The sequence below is a fragment of the Kitasatospora sp. NPDC056651 genome (assembly GCF_042792155.1).
Classification (GTDB): Bacteria; Actinomycetota; Actinomycetes; order Streptomycetales; family Streptomycetaceae; genus Kitasatospora.
In genome coordinates, this window is record NZ_JBHTWX010000045.1 from 41,584 (window position 1) to 63,545 (window position 21,962).

Annotated in this window: 21 protein-coding genes and 2 CRISPR repeat arrays; of the genes, 8 read left to right on the forward strand and 13 right to left on the reverse strand. The window is 71.6% G+C overall.

The window, feature by feature from the left end; all coding sequences use genetic code 11:
* Window positions 1-82: 82 nt before the first annotated feature.
* From ACFRAR_RS19190 to ACFRAR_RS19215, 6 genes are all read right to left on the reverse strand, one after another.
* The gene (locus ACFRAR_RS19190; protein ID WP_380699288.1) at window positions 83-307 is read right to left on the reverse strand and encodes a hypothetical protein; all 225 of its coding nucleotides are present in this window, start codon (window positions 305-307) and stop codon (window positions 83-85) included.
* A 107-nt stretch (window positions 308-414) separates the two neighbouring features.
* Window positions 415-1,644, reverse strand: coding sequence for an acyl-CoA dehydrogenase family protein (locus tag ACFRAR_RS19195; RefSeq protein WP_380699289.1), 1,230 nt, complete (start codon window positions 1,642-1,644; stop codon window positions 415-417).
* A 5-nt stretch (window positions 1,645-1,649) separates the two neighbouring features.
* Window positions 1,650-2,678, reverse strand: a complete 1,029-nt coding sequence (locus ACFRAR_RS19200; protein ID WP_380699290.1) for a phosphotransferase family protein — start codon at window positions 2,676-2,678, stop codon at window positions 1,650-1,652.
* Window positions 2,679-2,800: 122 nt separating this feature from the next.
* Complete coding sequence (locus ACFRAR_RS19205) at window positions 2,801-3,010, reverse strand: DUF397 domain-containing protein (RefSeq protein ID WP_380699291.1); 210 nt, start codon at window positions 3,008-3,010, stop codon at window positions 2,801-2,803.
* 34 nt (window positions 3,011-3,044) lie between these two features.
* On the reverse strand, window positions 3,045-3,254 hold the full coding sequence (locus tag ACFRAR_RS19210) for a DUF397 domain-containing protein (RefSeq protein WP_380699292.1): 210 nt from the start codon (window positions 3,252-3,254) through the stop codon (window positions 3,045-3,047).
* A gap of 3 nt (window positions 3,255-3,257) precedes the next feature.
* Window positions 3,258-4,082, reverse strand: coding sequence for a Scr1 family TA system antitoxin-like transcriptional regulator (locus ACFRAR_RS19215; RefSeq protein ID WP_380699293.1), 825 nt, complete (start codon window positions 4,080-4,082; stop codon window positions 3,258-3,260).
* Window positions 4,083-4,187: 105 nt separating this feature from the next.
* Between ACFRAR_RS19215 and ACFRAR_RS19220 the strand changes: the two genes are divergently transcribed.
* The 3 genes from ACFRAR_RS19220 to ACFRAR_RS19230 all read left to right on the forward strand — a co-directional run bounded on the left by ACFRAR_RS19220 (window position 4,188) and on the right by ACFRAR_RS19230 (window position 6,171).
* Window positions 4,188-4,541, forward strand: coding sequence for a hypothetical protein (locus ACFRAR_RS19220; RefSeq protein WP_380699294.1), 354 nt, complete (start codon window positions 4,188-4,190; stop codon window positions 4,539-4,541).
* On the forward strand, window positions 4,541-4,762 hold the full coding sequence (locus ACFRAR_RS19225; RefSeq protein ID WP_380699295.1) for a hypothetical protein: 222 nt from the start codon (window positions 4,541-4,543) through the stop codon (window positions 4,760-4,762). The genes ACFRAR_RS19220 and ACFRAR_RS19225 overlap by 1 nt, the downstream gene beginning before the upstream one ends.
* 182 nt (window positions 4,763-4,944) lie before the next feature.
* Window positions 4,945-6,171, forward strand: coding sequence for a hypothetical protein (locus ACFRAR_RS19230; RefSeq protein ID WP_380699296.1), 1,227 nt, complete (start codon window positions 4,945-4,947; stop codon window positions 6,169-6,171).
* Window positions 6,172-6,367: 196 nt separating this feature from the next.
* Window positions 6,368-7,920: a CRISPR direct-repeat array (repeat unit 28 nt; unit sequence GTTCTCCCCGCACCTGCGGGGGTCAGCC).
* Between the two features lie 176 nt (window positions 7,921-8,096).
* Here ACFRAR_RS19230 and ACFRAR_RS19235 read toward each other — a convergent pair.
* The 3 genes from ACFRAR_RS19235 to ACFRAR_RS19245 all read right to left on the reverse strand — a co-directional run bounded on the left by ACFRAR_RS19235 (window position 8,097) and on the right by ACFRAR_RS19245 (window position 10,566).
* On the reverse strand, window positions 8,097-9,500 hold the full coding sequence (locus ACFRAR_RS19235) for a hypothetical protein (RefSeq protein WP_380699297.1): 1,404 nt from the start codon (window positions 9,498-9,500) through the stop codon (window positions 8,097-8,099).
* Window positions 9,501-9,627: 127 nt separating this feature from the next.
* Window positions 9,628-10,083: direct repeats of the CRISPR family, unit length 28 nt; unit sequence GTTCTCCCCGCACCTGCGGGGGTCAGCC.
* 72 nt (window positions 10,084-10,155) lie between these two features.
* Window positions 10,156-10,362 (reverse strand): hypothetical protein, encoded by a 207-nt coding sequence (locus ACFRAR_RS19240; protein ID WP_380699298.1) that lies wholly within the window; start codon window positions 10,360-10,362, stop codon window positions 10,156-10,158.
* A 15-nt stretch (window positions 10,363-10,377) separates the two neighbouring features.
* Window positions 10,378-10,566: a hypothetical protein gene (locus ACFRAR_RS19245; RefSeq protein WP_380699299.1), complete on the reverse strand. Its 189-nt coding sequence runs from the start codon at window positions 10,564-10,566 to the stop codon at window positions 10,378-10,380.
* A 203-nt stretch (window positions 10,567-10,769) separates the two neighbouring features.
* Between ACFRAR_RS19245 and ACFRAR_RS19250 the strand changes: the two genes are divergently transcribed.
* The 3 genes from ACFRAR_RS19250 (at window position 10,770) to ACFRAR_RS19260 (ending at window position 13,472) form a co-directional block, all read left to right on the forward strand.
* A complete protein-coding gene (locus ACFRAR_RS19250) occupies window positions 10,770-12,050 on the forward strand; it encodes a helix-turn-helix domain-containing protein (RefSeq protein WP_380699300.1) in 1,281 nt (426 codons plus the stop codon).
* Window positions 12,051-12,211: 161 nt separating this feature from the next.
* Window positions 12,212-12,733 (forward strand): GNAT family N-acetyltransferase, encoded by a 522-nt coding sequence (locus ACFRAR_RS19255; RefSeq protein WP_380699301.1) that lies wholly within the window; start codon window positions 12,212-12,214, stop codon window positions 12,731-12,733.
* Between the two features lie 286 nt (window positions 12,734-13,019).
* On the forward strand, window positions 13,020-13,472 hold the full coding sequence (locus tag ACFRAR_RS19260; protein WP_380699302.1) for a hypothetical protein: 453 nt from the start codon (window positions 13,020-13,022) through the stop codon (window positions 13,470-13,472).
* Window positions 13,473-13,578: 106 nt separating this feature from the next.
* Here the strand turns inward: ACFRAR_RS19260 and ACFRAR_RS19265 are convergent, their stop codons facing one another.
* Window positions 13,579-15,639, reverse strand: a complete 2,061-nt coding sequence (locus ACFRAR_RS19265; protein ID WP_380699303.1) for a transglycosylase domain-containing protein — start codon at window positions 15,637-15,639, stop codon at window positions 13,579-13,581.
* Between the two features lie 241 nt (window positions 15,640-15,880).
* Between ACFRAR_RS19265 and ACFRAR_RS19270 the strand changes: the two genes are divergently transcribed.
* The gene (locus ACFRAR_RS19270) at window positions 15,881-16,990 is read left to right on the forward strand and encodes a hypothetical protein (RefSeq protein ID WP_380699304.1); all 1,110 of its coding nucleotides are present in this window, start codon (window positions 15,881-15,883) and stop codon (window positions 16,988-16,990) included.
* 143 nt (window positions 16,991-17,133) lie between these two features.
* On the opposite strand, the gene ACFRAR_RS19275 is transcribed toward ACFRAR_RS19270, so the two are convergent.
* From ACFRAR_RS19275 to ACFRAR_RS19285, 3 genes are all read right to left on the reverse strand, one after another.
* Window positions 17,134-18,033, reverse strand: a complete 900-nt coding sequence (locus ACFRAR_RS19275) for a Gfo/Idh/MocA family protein (RefSeq protein WP_380699305.1) — start codon at window positions 18,031-18,033, stop codon at window positions 17,134-17,136.
* A gap of 148 nt (window positions 18,034-18,181) precedes the next feature.
* Window positions 18,182-18,853 carry an O-methyltransferase gene (locus tag ACFRAR_RS19280; RefSeq protein ID WP_380699306.1) on the reverse strand — a complete coding sequence of 224 codons (672 nt, stop codon included), beginning with the start codon at window positions 18,851-18,853 and terminating at the stop codon, window positions 18,182-18,184.
* Window positions 18,854-18,970: 117 nt separating this feature from the next.
* Window positions 18,971-19,633, reverse strand: coding sequence for a DedA family protein (locus ACFRAR_RS19285; protein ID WP_380699307.1), 663 nt, complete (start codon window positions 19,631-19,633; stop codon window positions 18,971-18,973).
* Window positions 19,634-20,010: 377 nt separating this feature from the next.
* Between ACFRAR_RS19285 and ACFRAR_RS19290 the strand changes: the two genes are divergently transcribed.
* Window positions 20,011-21,962: type I polyketide synthase (locus tag ACFRAR_RS19290; protein WP_380699308.1), on the forward strand; the 1,952-nt coding region annotated here is incomplete at its 3' end.

The window sequence follows — 21,962 nt, forward strand, 5'->3', positions numbered from 1 at the left end:
GACACCCTTACGGGTCACCGCTGTCGAGGGGCGGCGTCGCTCAGGGGTGGCGTCGACGAGGGGCGCCGTGGGCACGGGCCTGTCAGTCCCGGTCCAGACCGAGCGACCGGGAGAACTCGGCCGCCTCCAGGAGGATCGGCTTCATGCGGTCCGGCAGCTCGATGGCCTCGGTGCCGGGCGGCGGGGCGGCCCGCAGGTCCTCGGGGAGGGCCTTGAGGCCTTTGACGATGATGCCGCCCGTGTCCAGGTTGACCCAGACCATGGCCGGGCCGCCCAGCGGGTCGGCGCCGATGAAGTGCATTCGCATGGCAGCAAAGCTCCCGCAGCCGTGTCGCCCCGGTCAAGGGCGCGGGCGGCCCCATCGAGGGCGCGGGCGACCCGGTCGAGGGCGCGGGCGGCCCGCCCCCGTCCCCCCTACCGGAACCTCCTCAGCTCACGCCGGGCCAGCGAGCGCTTGTGCACCTCGTCCGGGCCGTCGGCCAGCCGCAGGGTGCGGTTGCCGGCCCAGAGCTGGGCGAGCGGGGTGTCCTGGCTGACGCCGGCCGCGCCGTACGTCTGGACGGCCTTGTCCAGGATCCACTCGACGGTGCGCGGGGTGGCGATCTTGATCGCCTGGATCTCGGTGTGCGCGCCCCGGTTGCCGACGGTGTCCATCAGCCAGGCGGTCTTCAGCACCAGCAGCCGCAACTGCTCGATCCGCACCCGGGACTCGGCGATCCAGTCCTGCACCACGCCCTGCTCGGCCAGCGGCTTCCCGAACGCGACCCGCTCGCCGGCCCGGCGGCACATCAGCTCCAGGGCCCGCTCGGCGAGGCCGATCGCCCGCATGCAGTGGTGGATCCGGCCCGGGCCGAGCCGGGCCTGGGCGATGGCGAAGCCCGTGCCCTCCTCGCCGATCAGGTTCTCCACCGGGACGCGGACGTCCTCGAACAGCACCTCGGCGTGGCCGCCGTGGTCGGCGTCGTCGTAGCCGAAGACCGTCATGCCGCGTCGGACGGTCACCCCCGGGGTGTCGCGCGGGACGAGCACCATGGACTGCTGGCGGTGCGGCTCGGCGGACGGGTCGGTCTTGCCCATCACGATGAGGATCCTGCAGTCCGGGTTCATCGCCCCGGTGATGTACCACTTGTGCCCGTTGATCACGTACTCGTCGCCGTGCCGCTCGATCCGGGTGGCGATGTTGGTGGCGTCCGAGGAGGCGACCTCGGGCTCGGTCATCGCGAAGGCGGAGCGGATCTCGGCGTCCAGCAGGGGGCGCAGCCAGCGCTCGCGCTGCTCGGCGCTGCCGAACTGGGCGAGCAGCTCCATGTTGCCGGTGTCGGGGGCCGCGCAGTTGAGCGCGGGCGGGGCCAACTGGATGCTGCGGCCGGTGATTTCGGCGAGCGGCGCGTACTGGAGGTTGGTCAGCCCGGCACCGTGCTCGCCGGGGATGCCGTGCTCACCTGTCAGGAACAGGTTCCACAGGCCCTGCTTGCGTGCCTGCGCCTGGAGGTCGGCGACGACCGGCGGGATCGCCCAGCGGTCGCGGGCCGGGTCGGAGAGCTGGGCGGCGAGGACGGGCTCGGCGGGGTGGACGTGCTCGTCCATGAAGGCGAGCAGCTGCTCGCGCAGTTCGTTCGTCCGGGCGTCGTAGGCGAAGTCCATCGGTCTCAGTTCTCCTTGAGGGTGCCCAGGCCGTGCCGGGCGAGGATCGGGGCCATCTCGCCCGCGCGGTCGAAGCCGGCGCCCAGGGTGCGGCCCTGCTGGAAGCGGAAGTGGATGCCCTCGGCGACGGCGGCGAGCTTGAAGGAGGCGAAGGCGACGTACCAGTCGAGGTCGGCGGCCTGGCGGCCGGTCAGCTCGGCGTAGCGGGCGACGATCTCGTCGGCCTTGGGGAAGCCGGGGGCGGTCATGGCGGAGGGGATGATGCCGCCGCCGACGCCGGCCAGTTCGGTGTACATCACCAGGAGGCCGATGTCGGTGAGCGGGTCGCCGATGGTGGACATCTCCCAGTCCAGGACGGCGGTGATGGCGTCGTGGTCGTCGACGAGGACGTTGTCGAGACGGTAGTCACCGTGGACGAGGGCGGGCGCGGGCGAGTCCGGCAGCCGCTCGGCGAGCAGGGCGTGCAGCCGGTCGAGGTCGGGCAGGTCGCGGCTGCGGGAGGCGGCGAGCTGCTTGGACCAGCGGCGCAGCTGGCGCTCCAGGTAGCCGTCCGGGTGGCCGAAGTCCGCGAGGCCGACGTCGTCCGGGTCGATCCGGTGCAGGGTGGCGAGGGTCTCGACCAGCCGGCTCCCGAGCGCGTGCACCCGGGGTTCGCCGAGGGCGGCGAGCGGGGCGGCGTCCCGGTGAGCAGTCCCGGGGACGTACTCCATCAGGTACCAGGGGGCGCCGAGGGTGTCCTCGGTGGGGTCGAGCAGGAGGGTGCGGGGAACGGGGACTCCGGTGTCGCGCAGCGCGGTCATCACCCGGTACTCGCGGCCCATGTCGTGCGCGGTGGCGAGGACGTGCCCCAGCGGCGGGCGGCGCAGGACCCAGCGGGAGGCGCCGTCGGTGAGGACGTAGGTGAGGTTGGAGCGGCCGCCCTCGATGAGGTCGGCGCGCAGCGGGCCGTGGAGGGTGTCGGGCAGCTCGCGGTCGAGGTGGGACCGGAGGCGGGCCAGATCCAGGCCGGGCGGGTCGACGGGGGTCTCGGCCATCGGGCGGCTCCTTGGCGTTATGGATGACTAAGCGCTTGCTTAGCATTCAGCGGCGGGGCGTCCGTGTCAATGCCGAGAGCCCCCGAACTGAACGCTCGGGGGCTCTCGGGGAAGGCCGTGGATCAGATGGAGCCGAACTCACCGGCGGCCGTGGCGGCGATGAAGGACCGCCACGCGGCGGCAGGGAAGACGAGCGCCGGCCCCTCGGGGTCCTTGGAGTCGCGCACGGGGATGACGCCGAGGAAGCCCGGGGCGACCTCGATGCAGTTGCCACCGTTCTGGCTATAGCTGGACTTGACCCAGGAGGTGCGACACAGATCAAGGTGGTTCATAGGCCGGAGTTCCTTCCTGTTCTTCGAAACCTGCTCAGACGGCGCCAAGGCCACCGGCAACCACGGCCGCAACGAAGGACCGCCACGCATCCGCCGGAAAGACGAGCGCCGGCCCCTCCGGGTCCTTCGAGTCACGAACGGGGATCACACCGGGATAGTCCGCCGAAACCTCGACGCAAGTACCGCCGTTGTCGGAGTAGGACGACTTGAACCAGCAAGCACGGGACAGGTCGGGGCGACTCATGAGTCAGAGTTCCTTTCTGGCCTTGTGGGTCAGGTCGAGGGACGCAGTTCGGGCCAGCGCTTCCACCCGAAAGCGATCGTAGTCCCTCTCCCACGCCCGGACAGTCTTGTCGTCCCGCACTACGCGGCCCTGATCCGCGCCTTCCGTATAGCCGACCACCGAACGGTCGGCAAAGGTCAACAAGGTGACCACAGATCGGAACGGGGCATGCTCCGCCAGGCTGAACGGGGCGATCTGGAAGATCACATGAGGCCTCGTCGCGATCTCAGCGAGATGCTCAAGCTGCGCGCGCATGACGGCGGCGCCACCCACCGGCCGACGGATGCCGCTCTCATCTATCACCGCATGGATGATTGGCGGCTCGGCGCGCTTGAGGAGCCGCTGTCGTGCCATGAGGAACCTCACTCGCTCCTCGGCCTGATCCGGCGTGCTCCGGCCTCGTTGAACTGCCGCCGCTTCTCGCGCCAAGGCATAGTCCTTGGTCTGGAACAGCCCAGGGATGAGGTTCGGCTCGAAGATCCTGATCTCGGCCGCACGCGCCTCCTGCGCAGCATGCTCCGGGAAACCCTCCAGGAACCCCCTGCGCCTCATCCCGACCCACATCAGCTCCAGCGTCTGCCCCGTCCCGAGCGCCTTGTCCATGGCCCTGACGAACACGAGGCTGGTGGATTTGCGGCCCGTCTCCACCGCCGAGATGTAGCTGTCCGAGTACCCGCTGACTTCGGCCAGTTCCTCCTGCGTCCAGCCCAACGCCTCGCGCGAGCTGCGAAGCAGTGCGCCGAAGGCCTCGCGAGGGGATGCCGTCGGGTCGAGCTCCCTGCGATTCATGGCTCACATCCAATTCCACTCGGGATGCAGACAAGTTGAACGACTCCCAAGCCTAGAGCACAGTGAGCACCCCTGGTAGCCGTTTCATTACGGAGAGGAGCAGGCATGAACGCCCGCCGGATCGAGGCCGTCGACCGCCTCCAGGTCGTGATGTACCTGGCCAAGACCCACTCCCACTTCCCCGAGCGCGAGTTGCGCACCTGCGAGGCCTACGCCAAGGCCTTCAACTGGGGCATCGACCTGATCGTCGTGGACGACGAGACCACGCGCGCCGAGCCCGAGCGGCGTCCGATGCTCCGGGCCGCCCTCCAGCGCCTCCAGGACCGCCAGGCCGGCGCGATCCTCGTCCCGAGCAAGGCGACCATCTCCCCCATCGACGGCGAGTTCAACGACTTCGCCAAGCGCGTGGAGAAGGCCTCCGCCTTCATCCAGGTGGCGACGGCCTGGCGGTGCGCGTGATGCCCGACGCCGCCACCGCCGACGACAGGTTCGAGGTCCGCCTGATCGACTCCAGGAGCCCGCACTTCCGCCTGCTGGAGTGCTGGGGCATCTGGGACCGCGAACGTCACGACTACCTGCGCGTGGCCCGCGCCCCGGAGCGCATCGAGCGCTGGTACACCGTCGACGCCGCCCGGGCGTTCCACCGACTCCTTCACTCCTCACCGCCAGATTCCTTGTGACGCAAGGGAGTTGATCCCGACTCGGCGTCCACCGCAGCCGCACCGGCCCCGCCTCGACAGACATCGATCAAAAGTGTTCTGATGATCGTATTCACCGATCGTCTTTCGGACATGTCCTGATCAGAGATCAGAGAAACGGGGGTCCGGTGCGACCTGCTCGCGGCTCGGCCATCCTGCTGGCAATGGGGGTCCTCGGAGCCTCCGCCCTGGCGACGGGATGCTCCAGCACGTCGAGCAGACCCACGACCGCCGGCGACACCAGCTCCGCCGCCCCCGCCACCAGCGGCCCGGCCGAGACCCCCGCCCCGCCACCACCCGCACCCACCCCCACCTGGGACGGTCAGGTCAAGATCCTCGGCGACGGCTCCACCTCCGACACCGGGCCCCAGCCCAAGCAGCCACCCAAGCCCGAGAAGCTCAAACCCGGCGAGAAGCCGCCGCAGTTCGTCGTCTTCTCCTGGGACGGCGCCCTGGAGGGCGAGGAGCGCCAGTTCTCCCGCTTCCGCAAGCTCGGAGTGGAGAACAACGCCCAGATGACGTTCTTCCTGACCGGCCTCTACGTCCTCCCCAAGTCCAAGGGCAGCCTCTACCACCCGCCCCAGCACCAGCCCGGCGAGGCCTCCATCGACTTCGCCACCGATCCGCACATCAAGGACACACTGGAGCAGCTGCGGCTCTCCTGGCTCGACGGCAACGAGATCGGCACCCACTTCAACGGGCACTTCTGCGGCGCCAAGGGCGGTGGCGACTGGAGCACGGACGAGTGGACGAGCGAACTCGACCAGTCGATCTCCTTCGTCACCAACTGGAAGACCAACACCGGCTACAAGGACCTCCCCTCCCTCCCCTTCGACTTCACCAAGGAACTGGTCGGCGGCCGCGCCCCGTGCCTGGAGGGCCAGAAGAACCTGCTGGTGGCCGAAAAGGCCAAGGGCTTCCGCTACGACGCCAGTTCACCCGGCGAGTTCCAGGTCTGGCCCAACAAGAAGGACGGCATCTGGAACTTCCCACTCCAAATGCTGCCCTACCCGGGCAAGTCCACCCAGGGCCTCTCCATGGACTTCAACTTCCTGGCCGGCCAGTCCGGGGACAGCACCAAGGGCGACCCCAAGAAGTACGACGCCTGGGAGAAGGAGACCCGCGACAGCTACCTCGCCGGCTTCGAACGCGTCTACAACGGCAGCCGCGCCCCGCTGTTCATCGGCAACCACTTCGAGAACTGGAACGGCGGCATCTACATGCAGGCCATCGAGGACGTGATGAAGACCGTCTGCAAGCGCGACGGCGTCCGCTGCGTCTCCTTCCGCCAGGTCGCCGACTGGCTCGACGCCCAGGACCCGAAGGTCCTCGACAAGCTCCGCCAACTCGACCCGGCGCAGCCTGCGGACTGGTCCCGCCTCACCAAGTAGCCGGGCGGTCGGGCCCGCCTCGGTGGCCGAGTCGGGCTTCCGGACGCCCACCTCGGCCACCACCCGCACCGCCATGTGGGACGATGCACTGGCCCTTTGACACCTCAACAACTCCCAACCGTCGTCCACCCACTTGGGGCGGCGACGCCCTGGCAAAGAAACAGCAAAGCCGCTACATCACCCCAGGTCACGAAGGGTCCTCCCCGCACCAGCGGGGGTCAGCCGGCCAGCGCGGCGGCGGCGTCGGCCCGGGTGACGTCCTCCCCGCACCAGCGGGGGTCAGCCGTGGTGCTCCATCGTGGTGGAGCCCTCCAGGCCGTCCTCCCCGCACCAGCGGGGGTCAGCCGTCGCCGGTCTCGGACAGGTCGTCCAGGAGTCGGTCCTCCCCGCACCAGCGGGGGTCAGCCGCGGAACTTGTCGAGCTTGGCCGGGCGCTTGGTGTCCTCCCCGCACCTGCGGGGGTCAGCCGTGCGCGCAACGCCACCGCGAGCGCGGGGTGGGGTCCTCCCCGCACCTGCGGGGGTCAGCCGGCCAGGGTGGGCAGGATGTGCCGGTAGTCGGGGTCCTCCCCGCACCTGCGGGGGTCAGCCGCCGGCCGAGCTGGTCATCGCGACCCTCGCCTGGTCCTCCCCGCACCTGCGGGGGTCAGCCGGAGATCGTCGCCGAGCTGCAGCTGGTCGGCCGGTCCTCCCCGCACCTGCGGGGGTCAGCCGAACTCGTTCACCCAGAACCGCAGGGCGGCGAGGTCCTCCCCGCACCTGCGGGGGTCAGCCGGTGCCCGTCGATCGACACGGTCAGGTCATCGGGTCCTCCCCGTGCCTGCGGGGGTCAGCCGGAGCCTGCCCGGGTAATGGAAATGGAGCCGCTGTCCTCCCCGCACCTGCGGGGGTCAGCCGTGTGGGCCATCTGTCGCAGGTGGCGCGCACACGTTCTCCCCGCACCTGCGGGGGTCAGCCGGAGCTGCTCTACGTCCAGGGCCTGACCTCGCAGTTCTCCCCGCACCTGCGGGGGTCAGCCGTTCAGGGCCTGCTTCGGCGGCCGAGACGTTCGGGTTCTCCCCGCACCTGCGGGGGTCAGCCGCTTCAGCAGGACACCGCCCGAGAACTCAGCTCGTTCTCCCCGCACCTGCGGGGGTCAGCCGGCGATCGCGGCGGCGGCGTCGGCCCGGGTGACGTTCTCCCCGCACCTGCGGGGGTCAGCCGTACTTCTGGAGCAGGCTCCACTGGTGCTCGTGGTTCTCCCCGCACCTGCGGGGGTCAGCCACATGATGATCGGTGATCTGATCTGCCTCCTCCGTTCTCCCCGCACCTGCGGGGGTCAGCCGCGCGCCGAGGAACTCGCCGCGAAGGTCGCCGAGTTCTCCCCGCACCTGCGGGGGTCAGCCGTCGGCGGTCACCTCGCCCACCACCACGGGCGCGTCCTCCCCGCACCTGCGAGGGTCAGCCGCGCTTCCGATCCCCGACGGCCCCCTGCTCTACGTCCTCCCCGCACCTGCGGGGGTCAGCCGCCCCTGGAGCAGCCCGAACCACGCCCCACGGAGTACTCCCCGCACCTGCGGGGGTCAGCCCGGGGCGCTGGTGTTCGTGCTCGTCGCGGTGGTGTCCTCCCCGCACCTGCGGGGGTCAGCCGGTGGCCATTGCGATGCCGTGGCCAGCCTCGAAGTCCTCCCCGCACCAGCGGGGGTCAGCCGTGGTGCATGCGGGTCACCGAGACCACCGAGTCCTCTTCCCTGTACCCGGGGGTCAGCCGCCGTCCTTGAAGGTCGCAACGAGGAACGTCTCATTCTCCCCGCACTTGCGGGGGTCACCCGGCCTGACTCGGGGACACCGTCCTCACTCGTTGCCACCTGACGGCCGACCAGGCGGCGATATGGCTCCTTGATTCCGTCACAGGCCGGATCTGCCGAGCCGCCGTCCCGGCCCTGATTAATCTCCCCCACCCTTCTGCCGGCCGGGGCGGCGGTAGAGGTCGCCGCTTGCGGGCTCCTCGATGGGGAGCCCGGCGTAGGCGCGCAGCGCGGGGGCAGTGTCGGGCAGTCCGAGGGCGGCCAGGGCATCCCGCAGTTTCGAGCCGGTGAGCCAGTTGTCGTACCAGTCGCCGGGAATCCGCTCGGCCACCGCGTGCAGGACGCCCTGCAAGGCAGGCGCCAAGTCCTCGAAGGCAACAGCGCCTTCGCCATCCCCGACCGGCTTGAACTCGGTTCGCAGCAGGCTCGGAGCGAGGTCGTTGAGGGCAAGGATGTCAATGAACCGGAGGCAGTGGGCAACTCCGGTCAGGAGCCGGCCGTCGTCCGGGGCGAGGCCTCTGAGGGTGAAGAGGGTGCGGGAGGTGTAGCGGTGGAGGTCGTCACTGTCGTGGTCGGTACCTGGCTCGGGCACCGGCGCGGCCGAGGCCGCGACAAGCTCCGCGAGAACACGTTCCAGCAACCGGCCGTCGACGAGCCGCGACTCACTCGGGAGCAGAAACAGCCTCGCCAGGGCCGTGGCCGCCGCCCACCGAATCAGCGGGTGCTCCGCGTCCAGCCCGGGCACCAGTAGTTCGGCCTGCCCCGGGTTCCCGAGCAGCCCGACGGAGAGCAGCACGGTGGCCGCCGTCTTCAGATCCCGCTCGACCGCAACGCGGCGGACGAGAAGCGGCAGGCTCTCGGTGGCCTCCTCGGGGAACCAGGCCAGTAGATAGGCGGAGCGGGTGCGGACCTTCGGGTCCGGATCGTCCAGGAGCGGGCGCAGCCGGGGCAGTTCGGCGCGGACGGCGTCGTAGGAGCGCAGCGCGCCCTCGCGGCTGTCGATCGGATGGCCGGCCGCCGCGTAGTCCCGCATCTCGCTGAGCCCCTCGCGACGCCGCTCGTCCGTCTCGGCGGCAAGCTGCTCCTCATACCAGCGGAGACGCGTCTCGTGGGGGACTGCGGCGGCCCGCCAGGCGGCGGTGTCGATACCCAGCGGCAGGTCGTACGCGTCGTGCCAGTCGACGGCCAGCCGGGTCAGCAACCACAGCGCGTCCACCCGCGCGGACGGCGGACCGTCAACGGCGATCCGGACAATGAACGGCACCGCGTACGGGGAGGACGAGTATCGCGTCCCCTGGTGGAAGATGTTGCCGAACAGACTCCGGAAGGCATCCTCTCGCGCCTTCTTGTCGGCCCCGCAGGCCACCCGCAGGAGGCCGGGCACGTCCGCCGCGTTCCCGTAGGCGTGCCCCAGGGCGGCCCAGTCGATGTCATCAAGGCCGAATAGCAGGTCGTCACACCCAAGCACACGCCACCGACACCACGACGGTCCGGGAGAGACAAAGCCGCCGCCAGCCTTCGCGCAGCCCAACGGTGACGACACGTGGAATGATTAGCGCGACCTTTGACACCTCAACAACTCCACTGTGGCATCGAGACACGTGAAGCCGCAACGCACCAGGCCTTGCAAAGAAATGGCAAACCCGCCACATCACCCCAGGTCAAAAAGGGTCCTCCCCGCACCTGCGGGGGTCAGCCGACCACCCCCACCAAGGCCGGCGGCTTCGGGTTGTCCTCCCCGCACCTGCGGGGGTCAGCCGCTCGACGCCTACACCCCGGACTGGCGGGACAAGTCCTCCCCGCACCTGCGGGGGTCAGCCGAAGCCGGACGCCTTCTCCAGGACCCCGCCGGCGTTCTCCCCGCACCTGCGGGGGTCAGCCGTCGAACGCGGCGGCGGCGCCGGAGCTCAGAGCGTTCTCCCCGCACCTGCGGGGGTCAGCCGGAGATCCACGGCCACGATGGCGCCACCGTCATGTTCTCCCCGCACCTGCGGGGGTCAGCCGGTCACCGGAACCGGCCTGGTCACTCCGACCTTGTTCTCCCCGCACCTGCGGGGGTCAGCCGTAGACGCGCTCCACGTCGCCGGGCAGCGCGAGGTTCTCCCCGCACCTGCGGGGGTCAGCCTCCCTGAAGGCACCGCACAGCGCCCCCGCTCGGCCGTGGCCGAGCGGGGGCGCTTCGTTGTGTTCGGCGGCAGCTACCCGAACGGCAGCACCGCAGTGCTGCGGGTGGTCAAGGCGCGTGAGTAGCGGGCTGCTCCGTCGGTCAGGTCCCGGTAGCGCAACACCGGATCGCCTGCGGCCACGAGGGCGGTGGCACACCCGAGGCACCACGGCCGTGGGGGATCGACGTCCAGGTCCTCGATGACCGCGTTCGCTGTGCGGCACTCGGCGCAGACCTGCATGCCTCTTCCTCTCGCTCAGGCCCAGGTCGAGCCGCACTGGGTGCAGCCCCACCGGCCGTCCATGGTCTGGTAGGTGGCGCCCGACCCGCACATCGGGCACGACATGGCGGCCGCGGGCTGGTCGCTGTTCGGCACGTTACCGGGCTGCGGGGTGTCGTGGGTCGGCTTCGGGGTCCCGGGGCAGTCAATCAGGGCTGCGCTCATGACGCACTCTCCTCTGGATGAGGGGTGGGATGTGGATGCGCCCGGCCGGGGCACTCACCAGGCAACTCGCCTGGCGGCCGCGTGGGGAGGCCTGCAGGGGCCTCCCGCACGCCGTGTGCGTGCCCCGCACCACCTGTGCACGCCCTGCCTGCGGGCGCGGTCCCGCCGATACGGTGGCGGCCCCACAGGATCGGAGGGGCGCCGTGTCACATCAGCGTCGGCTCGGAACGGCTATCAGGGCCGCCCGGTGTGCGCAGCGGATGACACAGGCCCAACTGGGCCGGGCCTGTGGCTACTCGGCGTCCGCGATCAGCCGGATAGAGTCGGGCCTACTTCGGCCTGCCGACCAGCCGCTCGCGGTCATCGTTCAGGTGCTGGGGCTGCAGCTTGACGCCCTCGGCCTGGACCAACCGGCTAATCTGTCGCGAGATGTGACCCTAGATCAGGAGGACGCCATGCTCCGCAGGCAGCTGCTCGTGGCCGGCATGGCGGCGGCTGGGACATCAATGCTCCCGTCGGCGGCAGCGACAGCCGCCGACCGCCCGGACGCGTCGACCCGGATCGTCGGGGCGCTGTACGGACAGACCGACTCAGCGCCCGTGTCTCTGCAGGAACTCGGCCGGGCTTTGGCTTTGGCGCGCGACCAGTTCACGGCGGCCCGGTACGAGAATCTCGGAGCCGCGCTTCCCGGCCTGCTGGGCACGGCACAGGCAACCCGCGAGTCGCTGTCCGGCCGGGCCCGGGAGGAGGCGCACGCGTATGTGGCCCGCGCCTGGGTACTGGCGACGGAACTCGCGGTGAAGGGGCACGAGGACGTCGCCTGGCCGGCGGCAGAGCGGGCCTTGGCTGCGGCTCAGTCGAGTGGAAACCCGGTGGTCCAAGGGGAGGCCGCCCGGGTGCTGGCGATCACGATGCGACGTGCCGGTCGACCGGCCGCCGCCGTCGACCTCCTGCGTCGCACTGCCGACTCTCTCTGCCGGGATCCGGACGCCACGTCCCAGGCGGTCGCGGCAACACTGCTGATGACGGCGGCCTACACGGCCGCGTGCGGGCGGCGTCGCAGTGACGCCCTTGGCCTGATGGGAGGCGCCGAGGACGCGGTCAGCCGCCTGGCCTCCGCCGGCACCAGAGCGCCGAGCCAGCTGTTCACGGTCGACGCCACCAGCGCGCAGGCCGACTTGTACTGGGTCGGCGTGCACACCGCGCTGGGCACTCCGGACGAGGGTGTTCCGTACGCGGCACGGATCGCCCCGGGGCGGCTGCCGACCGCGGAGCGCCGGGCCCGGTACGGCACGGACTGCGCCCGCATGTGGCACCACCTCGGCGATCACCACCGTACGTTCGCCGCCCTGCGGTTCACCGAGCAGGTCGCCCCGGAGGAAGTGCGCCGGCCCGCGCTGCGGGCGCTGACGACAGACCTCCTGTACGCACCAGCGAGCGTGTCCGGCGTGCGCGAGTTCGCCGCACGCACCGGCGTGTCGTAGGGAGCCGGAGGCCCGGGCGGTGCCCGTACCCGAGGTGTCGTCCGGCCGGGCGCGCACCTCGATGCAGGAGGCGCACTCCCACCTCAAGCTGTTGAACCCCTCCCTGGCAGCCGCCAGTTCCGCGCCTCTGATCGCCTGAAGGGAGAACCGTGCAGACGCCCGTGTTCGAGACCATCACAAATCCGGATGCCGCTGCCCGGGTGTTGGACGAGATAGCGCCACTGTACGAGCAGGTGTTCGCTGAGCCGCCGTACTTCGAGGGTCCCCGCGACCTGGCCGGGTTCCTGGAGGGCTACGAGGCGTTCCGGACCATGCCCGGCTTCCGGTTGGTGTTGGCTCGTTCAGGTGCTTCGCTGGTCGGATTCGCTTTCGGCGTCCTGCTCCAGTCGGGCAGTCACTGGTGGGACGGCCTCGGCCTGGACGAGGACTTCACGCGCGACGACGGGCACCGGACGTTCGTGATCCGGGAACTCGCCGTGGCTCCGGGTCAGCGTCGGCAGGGGTTGGGCCGGCAGCTGCATACCGCCGTTCTTGGAGGGCCCCGGGTGGAGCGCGTCACGCTCGCGGTCCGGCCCGAGGCCGAGGCTGCGATGAAGATGTACGAAGCCCTCGGCTACCGGGAGTTGGGGGACAAGACGCCCGCTTGGGAAGGTGCCCCGGTGTACCGCTACATGGTCCGGTAGTTCGCTTTCCGCCCCACCCGCCCAGCCTCCGCCTCCGGCCGCCATCAGCGCACACTACCGTGGCAGGCGTCACGCCTCCGGGTCGGGGCGGGGGCGGTTTCGCGGTTTCATCACCGTTCCAACAGATGCGGATCGATCATTTCCGGTCAGGTACGTCTGTTCACCGTTCTGGATCTATCAGCGAGCTGATCGTCGCCGCTACTGTGCGGCGCGTCCCCGTTGTCACGCCCAGCCCCTCCCCCACCGTGCCGACGGCGGGGAGACGACCGATCGGAACGGTGTCACCGTGACCAAGATCCTGCGCAAGCTGATGACCCGTACGGGCCGGGTGGCCGCCACGGTCGCCGTGCTGGCGGCCGCCCTCACCGGCACGACGGCCGGCACCGCGTCGGCGACCGCGACCGCGGCCGGCAGCTGGAGCTGCTCCGGGGCTCCCGTCCCGGCCGGCTACGTCATCACCATGTACAACCCCAGCGGCTGCAGCAACCACGGCTCCTGGTTCCAGCAGCCCGCGCAGGACCGCCTGTGGACCTGCTCCGGCTCGCCGATCGTCTCCGGCTACGTGCTGACGAACTACAGCGTCAACGGATGCAGCGGCGTCGGCGCCTGGTACCACGAGCTGGTCCGCAACGGCATCTGGACCTGCCCCTACTCGCCGATCCCGGCGGGCTACCGCAGCACCACCTACGACGCCCGTGGCTGCTCCGGCCTCGGCGCCTGGCTCACCGTGAAGATCTGACCGTCCGACGAGCGACCTGACGGCGGGCGGCGCGCGGGAATCCGAGGAAGGACCCGCGCGCACGCCCCGCGGCGGCCCCTGGGCCCCCGGACGCCCCAGGACCTGCCTACCGACCGCCCGCCGCCTTCATGTAGGCGGTCCAGATCCGGGTCGGCAGCACCGTGTCGGGCACGTCCGGCGCGGCCCCGCCCACGCCCTCCAGGGACAGCAGTTTCATGTCCTTGAGGTCCGCCCGGAACACGGTGACCGCCGTCGACAGCTGCCCGCCGTAGCCGACGATCCACCCGGCCGTGCGGTCCGGCGTCGTGCCCGGCTTCGCGGCCAGGCCCGGGCCCGCCTCCGCGACCGCCTTGGCGGCGCCGTCGCGCACCGATCCCTTGAGCGCCGCGTCCACCTCGCCCGCGACCGCGGCCGGCAACGCCTGGACGGTGGCGGGCAGTTGCAGTGCCAGCGGTTCGCCGTTGCGGCTGATCGAGAGCACCGAGTACGGGTCGGCGTGGCGGCCCCCGGCGCCGAAGGCGGCGTACGCGTCGGCGGCGCGGATCGCGCTCGGAGTGGAGTTGCCGACGCCGAAGGCCGGCACCAACTCGCCCATGCTGCCGGGCAGGACGCCGAGGTCCGTCGCGGTCTTCTGCACCCGATCGAGCCCGACGTCCATGCCGAGCTGCATCAGCGGCCCGTTGACGGACTGCTCCACGGCGCTGCGCAGCGTGACCTGGCCCCAGCTGCGCTTGCCGTCGTTGGCGGTCTTCGCGATCTTCCCGTCCCGCCCCCAGTACGGCCCCTCCGGGGTCATCACGTTCACCCCGTCGTCGCCGTTGTACGTGGTGGTGGGCGCCACCGGGGTGCGGGCGCCGTCCCGCTGGCGCTGCACGCCCTCGCCGAGCCCGGCGGCGTACACCAGCGGGGTGAAGGCCGAACCGATGGGCACCGTCGTGGTGTTGGCGTTGTTGAAGCCCTGTTTCAGGTAGTCGGGGCCGCCGTAGAGCGCGACGATCCTCCCGTCCGGGGCCAGCGAGGCGGCGCCGACCTTCAGCAGCCTGTCGGCCTCCCGGTTGTCCGGGTCGATCCCCTTGGTGGCCTCCTGCACGGCGGCGGCCAGGGCGTCGACCTTCGGCTTGTCGAAGGTGGTGCGGATCTGGTGGCCGCCGAGGTCGAACTGGGCGGGGGTGATGTCGCTGTGGCTCTCCACGTAGGCCCGGGCCATGTCCACCAGGTAGCCGACCTGGCCGCTCAGCCCCGCCGACTTGGGCTGCGGCCTGGGCTCGGGGAACACCGTGTAGCGGGCCCGCTCGGCGGCGGACAGCTTGCCCACGTCCACCATCCGGTCCAGGATCCAGGACCACCGGTCCTCGGCCCGCTTGCGGTTCTCCGGGCCGACCGCCGGGTCGTACTGCCCGGCTCCCTTCAGCACGGCCGCCAGGAAGGCGCCCTCGCTCGGGTCGAGTTCGGAGACGTCCTTGCCGTAGTAGGCCGCCGCGGCGCGCTGGATGCCGTAACTGCCGCGCCCGAACCAGCTGGTGTTCAGGTAGCCGGCCAGGATGTCCTGCTTGCTCATCCGGTCGTCCAGCTTGATCGCGATGACGATCTCGCTGAGCTTGCGGGAGATGTCCTGGCGCTGGTTCAGGTAGATGTTCTTGACGTACTGCTGGGTGATGGTCGAGCCGCCCTGGGTGTCGCCGCCGGTGACCATCTCGGAGACCGCGCGGCCGATGCCCGTCACCGATATGCCCGGGTCCGAGTAGAAGGTCGCGTTCTCGGCGGCCAGCACCGCCCACTGCACGGATTCCGGCACCCGGTCGAGCGGCACCTCCTGCCGGTTGGTCGGGCCGATCCGGGCCATCTCCGTGCCGTCCGCCCAGTAGTAGACGTTGTTCTGCTGGGTGGCGAAGGAGTTGAGGTCCTCCGGCACCTTGGTGGTCACGAAGAACCAGGCCAGCAGTCCGGTCAGCACCGCCGTCCCGGCACCGCCCAGCAGCAGCAGCTGCCGCCAGGACGGGAGCCAGCGGCGGACCCCGCGCCGTCCGCCGCGCGGGTAGTCGATCCGCAGTGACGGGCGTCGCCGCCGGCGCCCCCGGGACGCGCTCCGACGCCGCGGGGTACGCCACCGCCGGCGCCCGGGCTCCGCCTCCTCGGCCCGACCGCCGCCGTCTTGCTGAGCACGCACAGTCCAAGTCTCCGATTCACTCGTGAAACTGCCCCTCCAACCGGATAGACGCGGGAGACACCGCTGTACGTACGCATGCCCACGGTGTGATCATGGTCATACCGCGCGCCGACGATCACCCGAAGGGCTCGGCAACGGCATCCACGAGGCCCGGCGACGGCCTCCACGAAGCTCGGCCACGGTCCTCCCCGGGGCGCGGCGACGGCCCTCGGCAGCCCCGGCCGACCGCCAGAATGGCGCCATGAGAATGATCCAGACCGCCCTCGGCGCGCTGCTCCTCCTGCTGGTCGTCGGCAGCATCCTGCGCACGCTGGTCGTGCCGCGCGGGCTCTACGCGGCGCTGGTGATGCGGCTCTGGCGGGTGCTGCGCACGCTGCTGAGACTCACCGCCCTCCGGTCCGGCGGCTACCAGGCGCAGGACCGGGCGCTCACCTGGCTGGCGCCGCTGGTGCTGCTGGGCATGCTCGGGGTCTGGCTCGGCGGGATGCTGACCGCCTACACCCTGCTGCTGCACGGCACCTCCGGACTCGGCTGGACGGTGGCCGTGCGCGAGGCCGGGTCCAGCCTGTTCACCCTCGGCTTCGCCAGCGGCGAGCGGCTCCAGCTCTCCGCGATCGACTTCATGGCCGCCGCCAGCGGCCCGCTGGTGATCGCCCTCCAGATCGCGTACCTGCCGACGCTGTACGCCGCCTACCAGCGCCGCGAGACCGAGGTGACGCTGCTCCAGTCCCGGGCCGGCGAGCCCGCCTGGGGCCCCGAGCTGCTGGCCCGCCAGTCCCTGGTGGACACCCAGACGGCCCTCCCCCAGCTCTACCGGGACTGGGAACGGCTGGCCGCCGACATCGGCGAGAGCCACTCCAACTACCCGGTGCTGCTCGCCTTCCGCTCCCCGCAGCCCAACCGGAGCTGGGTGGTCGGTCTGATCGCCGTGATGGACGCCGCCGCCCTCCACCTGGCGCTCTGCCCGCGCTCGGCCCCGCCCGAGTCCCGGCTGGTGATCCGGGCCGGCTTCACCGCGATGCGCGACATCGCCCGGGCGCTGCGGTTCGACTTCGACCCCGACCCGGACCCGGACGTCCCGATCCGGCTGACCTACGCCGAGTACCTGGGCGCCGTCGCGATGATCACCGCGGCCGGCTTTCCCCGGGAGCGCCCGGTCGAGGAGGCCTGGGCGCATTTCCACGGGTGGCGGGTCAACTACGAGGCCCTCGCGTACGAACTGGCCCGGCGCAGCGACGCCGTCCCGGCGCTGTGGACCGGCCCGCGGGACTTCCACGCCCCGGTCATCCCGCCGGCCCGCCCCACCGACCGCCGCCCGTCCGCGGTCCTGCCGCCGCTCCCCCCGGACTGAGCCGCCGCGCGCGCCGTCCACACGCGGCAGGGCCCGGCGCGGAGTTCCCTCCGCACCGGGCCCTGCCGACGTCAGCGGCGCAGCCGGACACCGTGGCGCCGATCAGCGGCGCAGCCGGACGCCCTGGCACGCCGGTCAGCGGCTCAGACATCCACCGTGGCGCCGGTGGCCAGCGAGCGCTCGGCGCCGGAGAGGATCTCCACCACCCGCAGCCCGAAGTCCACCCCGCAGGGGTGCGCGACACCGGAGGCCGCCGAGGCCTGGAGCGCGTCCAGCGCGCGGTGCAGCGCCGCGGCCGGGCCCTCGCCGCGCGGGGGAAGCTGCGCCACGCCGTGCTCGCCGCGCAGTTCCATGCCCGTCCCGCCCGCCGCGAGCGGCGCGGTCAGGCTGAGCGCGAGGGTGCTGGAGGCACCGCCGGCGTGGCGGACCGTCAGGTGCACGGTGTCCAGCGGGCCGGCCGCCGCCGTCACCCGGGTCGCGTCGCCCAGCACCGGCAGCAGCACGGACAGCGCGTGCGGGCCGACGTCCCACAGCGCGCCCTTCTCCACGCGCCACGGCGAGGCGGCGTACGGGCTGGTGCTGCCGGGCGCGAACACCGAGCCGAGCCAGTCCGAGCGGCCGGTGAACCAGCCGCCCAGCTCCGCCTGCCGTTCGATCCACGGGATCTGCTCGCCGCCGAAGCGCACGGTGAAGAAGACCACCGAGGCGACCTCGTGCTCGCGCGCCGCCTCGGCCACCGCCCGGGCGTCCGGCACGGTCAGCGCGACCGGCTTGTCCAGCAGCAGGTGGCAGCCGGCCTCGGCGGCGCGGACGGCGAGGCCCGGCTGCACGGTCGGGGGCAGCGCGATCGACACCGCGTCCACGTCGGCCAGCAGCCGGTCGAGGTCGGCGTACCCGGGCACGCCGTGGGCCGCGCCCAGCTCCTCGGCCGCCTCCGGTCGGCGGCCCCAGACGCCGGCGAACTCCAGCCCGGGGTGCTCGGCCAGGACGGGTGCGTGCACCCGCCCCGCCCAGGGGCCGGTGCCCAGCAGTCCGATCCGCACGTTCTTTCTCCGTTCTCAGATGTGGCTCGCGTCCCCGGCGGGGCTCGGTCCCGCACCCCTGCCGGGGGGCTCGGTCCCGCACCCTTGCCAGGGGGCTCGCTCCCGGCCCCGGGCCAAGGAGCTCGGGCCCGGCGCCGGGCCAGGAGGCTCAGTCCCGGACGCGGACCAGGGTGAAGCCGTCGTAGCCCTTGCTGCCGACGGTCTGCACCGCGGTCGCGCTGACCCTCGGCTCGGCCGCGATCAGCTCGTGCACCGCGCGGGTGCCGAGCACCGCCGGGTCGGTGCTGTCCGGGTCGGCGACCGCGCCGCCGCGCACCACGTTGTCGATGATGATCAGCGAGCCGGGCCGGGTCAGCTGGAGCGCCCGGCGGAAGTACTCCGGGTTGCTCGGCTTGTCGGCGTCGACGAAGACCAGGTCGAAGGGCTCCGTGCCCTGCTCCACCAGCTCGCCCAGCGAGTCGGCGGCCCGGCCCAGCCGCACCTCGGCGACCCCGGCCAGCCCGGCGGCCGCCAGGTTGGCCCGGGCGACCTCGGCGTGCCGGCCGTCCAGTTCCAGGCTGATCAGCCTACCGTCCGCCGGCAGCGCCCTGGCCAGCCAGATCGTGCTGTAGCCGCCGAGCGTGCCGACCTCCAGGATGCGCTTCGCGCCCTGGGTCAGCGCCAGCAGGTGCAGCAGTTTGCCCTGGTTCGGGGCCACCGCGATCTCCGGCAGCCCGGCCGCAACAGCGGCGGCGGTGGCAGCGGCCAGCACCGGGTCGTCGCCGACCAGCTGCTCGGAGAAGTAGGCGTCCACGGCATCCCACGTCGGCTGCAAAGCCATCGGGCCCTCCGGAGTGCAAGATCGGCTGGTACCCGGCCGATGCTACTCCGAGGGCCCGATGGCACCCGCGACGATCACTGTGGACGGCGGATGGCGGACGAGAGGCGAGTCGAGGGGTCAGTCGACGGCCGGCTCCTTGGCCGCCGCGGCGGCGGCCGCCTCCTCCGCCTCGATCCTGGCGTGCGTCTTGGCGGCGCGGCGCTTCATGATCCACGCCGAGAGGAGGCCGATCACCAGGGCCGCCCCCAGACCCGCCCAGGAGAACCGGGCCAGCCACGGCTCGATGGCCTTGCCGACCTTGAAGACCAGGAACGTCGTGCCGCCGGCCCAGACGATGCCGCCCAGCACGTTGGCGATCAGGAACTTCCAGTACGGCATCTTCAGCGCGCCCGCCAGCGGACCGGCGAAGATCCGCAGCAGGGCGATGAAGCGGCCGAAGAAGACCGCCCACATGCCCCACTTCTGGAAGGAGCGCTCGGCGGTGGCCAGGTGCGAGGGGCCGAAGTGCTTGGGGAACTTGCGCCCGAGCTTCTCGAAGAGCGGCTTGCCGCCCTTGCGCCCGATCGAGTAGCCGATCGAGTCGCCGATGATCGCACCGGCGATCGCGCAGATCGCGACGCCCCACGGGCTCACCACACCCTTGACGGCCATCAGGGACGCCGTGACCAGGGCGATCTCACCGGGCAAGGGAATGCCCAGCGATTCGAACCCGATGATCAGACCGATGACGGCGTACACCGCCGTCGGTGGAATCCCCTCGATCCAGGCGTCGATGTGCAAGGCCAGTCCCTCCGTGGCAGGACGGGACGGGCCCCGGCTCCCCGTGGAGCCGCACGCCCGTCCCAAGCAGTTTGTCCGATGGCGGCACCCAGGCCGCTCCCCCGGAACGAGCCTAACGTGCCGGGCGGCCTGTCCCCCTGGCCGATCACCGGTGGGTACGACGTACGCCCCGGGGCCATGGTTCCAGCTTGACCAGGGTTTTCTCAAGATTCGGCAAAGCGCCGCGCGACCACGGACGGCCCCGCTCGATCCGGCGCGCGAGCGGCGGCAGGGCGCGCGGCGGTCCGCGCCCGGTGGTGGCCGGTCCCGCGCGGTACGCCGCACACCCCGTAAGGCACTGGTTAGGGCCGCGTAAGAGCCGTTCGCAGGATGGGGGTATGGAGCCCATCGCGAGTCAGACCGTCCCCGCCGACTCCGGCGCACCCGTCGGCCGGGACGTTCCCATTGCCGTAGTAGGACTGTCCTGCCGCCTTCCCCGGGCGCCTCGCCCCGAGGTCTTCTGGAGCAACCTCCGGGACGGGGTGGACGCGGTCGGTGAGACTCCGCGGGACCGCTGGGACGCCGAGGCGTGGTACGACCCCGACCCCGACGCGCCGGGCAAGGCGCCCACGCGCCGTGGCGGCTACCTCGACCACGTGGACCGGTTCGACGCCGCGTTCTTCGGCATCTCCCCGCGCGAGGCCGCGGCCATGGACCCGCAGCAGCGACTCGTGCTGGAACTGGGCTGGGAGGCCCTGGAGGACGCCGGGGTGGTGCCCGCGGCGGTACGGGACACCCGCACCGGGGTCTTCATCGGCGCCATCGGCGACGACTACGCGACCCTGCTGCGGCGCGGCGGGGCCGGAGCCATCGGCCGGCACACCCTGACCGGGCTGCAGCGCGGCATCATCGCCAACCGCGTCTCCTACACCCTCGGGCTGCACGGGCCGAGCGTCGCCGTGGACACGGTCCAGTCCTCGTCCCTGGTGGCCGTGCACATGGCGTGCGAGAGCCTGCGGCGCGGCGAGTCCACCATGGCGCTCGCGGGCGGCGTCAGCCTCATCCTCGATCCCGAGAGCGCCGTGAGCGCCGCGAAGTTCGGCGGGCTGTCACCGGACGGCCGCTGCTACACCTTCGACGCGCGTGCGAACGGCTACGCCCGGGGCGAGGGCGGCGGTCTGGTCCTCCTCAAGCCGCTGGCGGACGCGCTGCGCGACGGCGACCGGGTGTACTGCGTGATCCGCGGCAGCGCCGTCAACAACGACGGCTCCACGGACGGTCTGACGGTTCCCAGCGCGAGCGCCCAGGAGGAGGTGCTGCGCCTGGCCCGGCGGAACGCCGGGGTCCACGCCGGGGACCTGCAGTACGTCGAGCTCCACGGCACGGGCACCCCGGTCGGCGACCCCGTCGAGGCCACGGCGCTCGGCGCGGCGCTCGGGAGCGAGCGCGACAAGCGGTCCCCCCTGCTGGTGGGCTCGGCCAAGACCAACGTCGGCCACCTGGAGGGTGCCGCGGGCATCGTCGGCCTGCTGAAGGTGGCGCTCAGCATCAGCCACCGGATGCTGCCCCCGAGCCTCAACTACGCCTCGCCGAACCCCCGCATCCCGCTGACCGACCTCAACCTCCGGGTGCGGACGGAGCTGGGCCCCTGGCCGCACCCGGACCGCCCGCTCGTCGCGGGCGTCTCCTCGTTCGGCATGGGCGGGACGAACTGCCACGTCATCCTGGCGGAGGCCCCGGCGACGAGCGACACGGGCGAGGCCACCGAGGCCACCGAACCCGCCGAGCCCGGAACCCCGTTGGCCTGGGTGCTGTCCGCGAAGGACGAGAACGCACTCCGGGACCAAGCCGCCCGACTCCACGACCACCTCACCCACAACCCCGACCTCACCACCACCCAGATCGCCCACGCCCTCGCACTCACCCGCACCCACTTCCCCCACCGCGCCGCCATCACCGGCACCCACCGCCACGAACTCCTCGACGCCCTCACCACCCTCACCCGAGGAGAACCCGCCCCCAACATCGTCCAAGGACACGCCGACAGCAACGGACGACTCGCGTTCCTGTTCGCCGGACAAGGCAGCCAACACACCGGCATGGGCCGCGAACTCCACCACACCTACCCCGCCTTCGCCGAAGCCTTCGACACCGCCTGCGAAGCCCTCGACCCCCACCTCGAACACCCCCTACGCGACATCGTCTTCAACAACCCCCACAACCTCCTCCACCAAACCCAATACACCCAACCCGCCCTCTTCGCCCTCGAAACAGCCCTCCACCACCTCATCACCACCTGGGGCATCACCCCCCACTACCTCACCGGCCACTCCATCGGCGAAATCACCGC

Excerpts from the sequence above, each read along its gene's own strand:
- ACFRAR_RS19190 (WP_380699288.1), bottom strand. The coding sequence starts at position 307 with ATGCGAATGCACTTCATCGGCGCCGACCCGCTGGGCGGCCCGGCCATG.
- ACFRAR_RS19195 (WP_380699289.1), bottom strand. The coding sequence starts at position 1,644 with ATGGACTTCGCCTACGACGCCCGGACGAACGAACTGCGCGAGCAGCTG.
- ACFRAR_RS19200 (WP_380699290.1), bottom strand. The coding sequence starts at position 2,678 with ATGGCCGAGACCCCCGTCGACCCGCCCGGCCTGGATCTGGCCCGCCTC.
- ACFRAR_RS19205 (WP_380699291.1), bottom strand. The coding sequence starts at position 3,010 with ATGAACCACCTTGATCTGTGTCGCACCTCCTGGGTCAAGTCCAGCTAT.
- ACFRAR_RS19210 (WP_380699292.1), bottom strand. The coding sequence starts at position 3,254 with ATGAGTCGCCCCGACCTGTCCCGTGCTTGCTGGTTCAAGTCGTCCTAC.
- ACFRAR_RS19215 (WP_380699293.1), bottom strand. The coding sequence starts at position 4,082 with ATGAATCGCAGGGAGCTCGACCCGACGGCATCCCCTCGCGAGGCCTTC.
- ACFRAR_RS19220 (WP_380699294.1), top strand. The coding sequence starts at position 4,188 with ATGAACGCCCGCCGGATCGAGGCCGTCGACCGCCTCCAGGTCGTGATG.
- ACFRAR_RS19225 (WP_380699295.1), top strand. The coding sequence starts at position 4,541 with ATGCCCGACGCCGCCACCGCCGACGACAGGTTCGAGGTCCGCCTGATC.
- ACFRAR_RS19230 (WP_380699296.1), top strand. The coding sequence starts at position 4,945 with ATGGGGGTCCTCGGAGCCTCCGCCCTGGCGACGGGATGCTCCAGCACG.
- ACFRAR_RS19240 (WP_380699298.1), bottom strand. The coding sequence starts at position 10,362 with ATGCAGGTCTGCGCCGAGTGCCGCACAGCGAACGCGGTCATCGAGGAC.
- ACFRAR_RS19245 (WP_380699299.1), bottom strand. The coding sequence starts at position 10,566 with ATGAGCGCAGCCCTGATTGACTGCCCCGGGACCCCGAAGCCGACCCAC.
- ACFRAR_RS19270 (WP_380699304.1), top strand. The coding sequence starts at position 15,881 with ATGAGAATGATCCAGACCGCCCTCGGCGCGCTGCTCCTCCTGCTGGTC.
- ACFRAR_RS19280 (WP_380699306.1), bottom strand. The coding sequence starts at position 18,853 with ATGGCTTTGCAGCCGACGTGGGATGCCGTGGACGCCTACTTCTCCGAG.